At 63.7% G+C, this 2,870-nt stretch carries 1 protein-coding gene; it reads right to left on the bottom strand.

The window, feature by feature from the left end:
- A partial coding sequence (locus tag ACWEO2_RS44205) for an SDR family NAD(P)-dependent oxidoreductase (protein ID WP_452410861.1) occupies positions 1 to 2,651 on the bottom strand: 2,651 nt, incomplete at its 3' end.
- Positions 2,652 to 2,870: the final 219 nt, after the last annotated feature.

Raw genomic sequence — 2,870 nt, 5'->3', positions numbered from 1 at the left:
TCGGCGACCACCCGCCACAAATCCCCCGGCGAACCCACACCACCCGGATACCGACAACCCATACCCACAATCGCCACCGGCTCATCCACACCAGCCGTGACCGCGGCGGGGATCGCGTGACGCGACACATCACCACTCGTCAGTGTACGAAGGTGGCGCGCGAGGACGGCAGAGCTCGGATAGTCGAAGACCAGAGTCGCTGGAAGGGTGAGACCGGTAACCGATTTCAGTCGGTTACGGACCTCGACCGCACTCAGGGAGTCGAACCCCAGATCTCGGAAGGCCCGGTCGGGATCGACGGCTGTCGGCCCCTCGTGACCGAGTACTGCCGCGACCTGGGTTCTCACGATGTCGAGAACGATCCGCTGCTGCTCGTCGTCGGTCAGCCCGCTCAGGCGTTTCTGGAGCTCAGCGGTTCGGTCAGTATGCCCAGCTATCGAGGATGCGGTGGCCCGGTGCGATCCGCGCACGAGCCCTCGCAACAGTGGCGGCAGCACCGCTGTGCGCGCGCGTTCGGCCAGTGCCGTCGAATCGATGCGCACAGCCAGCACCTGCGAGTGAGGCTGTCGCAAGACGGCATCGAACAATCGCAGGCCGTGTTCGGTTGACAGGGTGGGGAATCCATCCTGACTGGACCTCTCGGAACCAGTGTGCAGATGGCTTGTCATACCCGTCGCCGAAGTCCACAATCCCCACCCGATCGACGTCGCGGGAATACCCCGCGCGCGACGATGCGCTGCGAGCTGGTCCAAAAACATATTCGCGGCAGCGTAATTGCCCTGCCCCGGCGAGCCCAGGACTCCTGCGGCCGACGAAAACAACACGAACATCGACAGATCCAGCTCTGCTGTCAGTTCGTGTAGATGCCAAGCGGCGTCGGCTTTCGCGGCCAGAACTGTATCGAGCCGCTCAGGTGTCAACGACGCGATCACACCGTCGTCCAGGACGCCCGCGGCATGAATGACTCCGGACAAGGCACTGTCCTCGGTAATCGAGTCGAGCAGTTCCCGCACCGATGTGCGGTCCGAGGTATCGCACACCGCGATCTGCACCTGAGCACCCAGATCGGTCAGATCAGCGACCAACTCCGCCGCACCCGGCGCCGATATCCCTCGACGACTGGCCAGCACCAAGGACTGGACACCGTGCGCGGTAACGAGATGTCTGGCGATCAGTTTGCCCAGCCCGCCGGTGCCGCCAGTGACCAGTACCGTGCCAGTCGGTTCGACTGATCCGGGTATCGTCAGAACGAGTTTGCCGACGTGGCGGGCCTGACTGAAAAGCCTCAAGGCCTCAGGCGCTTCGCGAATGTCCCAGGCGCGTAAGGGAATTCGCCCGATCGCACCGGTTTCGAACATGGCGGTCAATGCAAGCCAGATCTGCTGAATTCGATCCGGCCCCGCCTCACCGGTTTCGAAGGCACGGTACATAACGCCGCGATACTGCTGCGCGATCTGTTCCTTATCCCTGATGTCCGTCTTGCCCATTTCGATAAAGCGTCCACCGTGCGGCAAGAGCCGCAGTGACGCGTCCACGAAATCTTCGGCCAAGGAGTCCAAGACAACGTCCATGCCATTACGTGCGGTAGCCGCGAGGAACTTCTCCTCGAATTCCAGGGTTCTCGAGTCGCCGATGTGTTCGTAGTCGAAGCCCATGTCCTGCAGCGTCTTCCACTTACCCCGGCTGGCAGTGACGAACACTTCCAGACCCCAATGGCGCGCTAGCTGTATCGCGGCCATGCCCACCCCGCCGGTCGCCGCATGAATCAGCAGTTTCTCTCCGGCGCGTACGTCGGCCAGGTCTTTCAGGGCGTAGTACGCGGTCAGGAACACGATGGGTATTGCTGCTGCCTCGGTGAACGACCAACCTGCTGGAATTCGAGCTACCGCCCGACAGTCGGTGACGGTGATCGGTCCGACTCCGCCGTCGGCCAATCCCATTACTCGGTCGCCGGGCACCAGGTCGCAGACGTCGGCACCGACCTCGAGAATGACGCCGGCGACCTCGGAGCCGATCGATGCGCCGTCGTCTGGGTACATCCCCAAGCAGATCAGGACATCACGGAAGTTCAATCCAGCGGCTCGGACCGCTATTCGGACCTGCCCGGGTTCGAGCGCCTCGCCGAATCTGGGAGCGGCCGTGAGTGTGAGACCGTCGAAGGTTCCCTTTTCGGCGACCTCCAATCGCCAGTGGTCCGCGTCGGGAACGATCAGTGTGTCGATGCGGGAGGCGCGCATCAGCCGGGCACCGTGCATGGCACCGGCGCGGGTGATGATCTGAGGTTCACCCGTCGCCACGACCGCTGACAGCTCGGCCTCGTCGGGATCGTCTGTGGCCGTATCGATGTCGACGAGCACGATTCGTCCGGGGTCTTCGGACTGAGCTGACCTCACCAGACCCCAAATTGCCGCGCCGGCCAGATCGGTGACGCCTTCGCCACTGAGTCCCACCGCACTGTGGGTCAGTACCAGCAGGGTGCACAACGCGAATCGCGGTTCCCTGGCGAATGTCTGGAGCGCCGTCAATACTTCACGCGTTGCCGCGCGTACACCTGTCGGTGTGTGCGCGCTGGTCTCGTGATCACGACCGACGGCATGGGGGCGACAGTCGAGCACCACTACCTGCGGCGCGGATCCGTCGTTGTGGGCCATCGCCGCTGACCATCCAATGAAGGACAAAGGGGGGATGTCCTGTGGCATCGGGACAGGTGGCCACCGAAGGACATGAAGGTCCCCTGAGGCCCCGGCCTGCGCCAGTTCACCGGTATCAACGGGCCGTGAAGTGAGGGATTCGGCGGTGAGCACCGGTTGACCGGCCGCGTCGGCGGCCTCCACCCGCACGCCACCGTCAACCCGACTCAGCCGCGCGCG

The organism is Nocardia sp. NPDC004278 (assembly GCF_053602975.1).
Note: the sequence above shows the minus strand (reverse complement) of the source record. Positions and strands in the feature narration are given on the sequence as shown.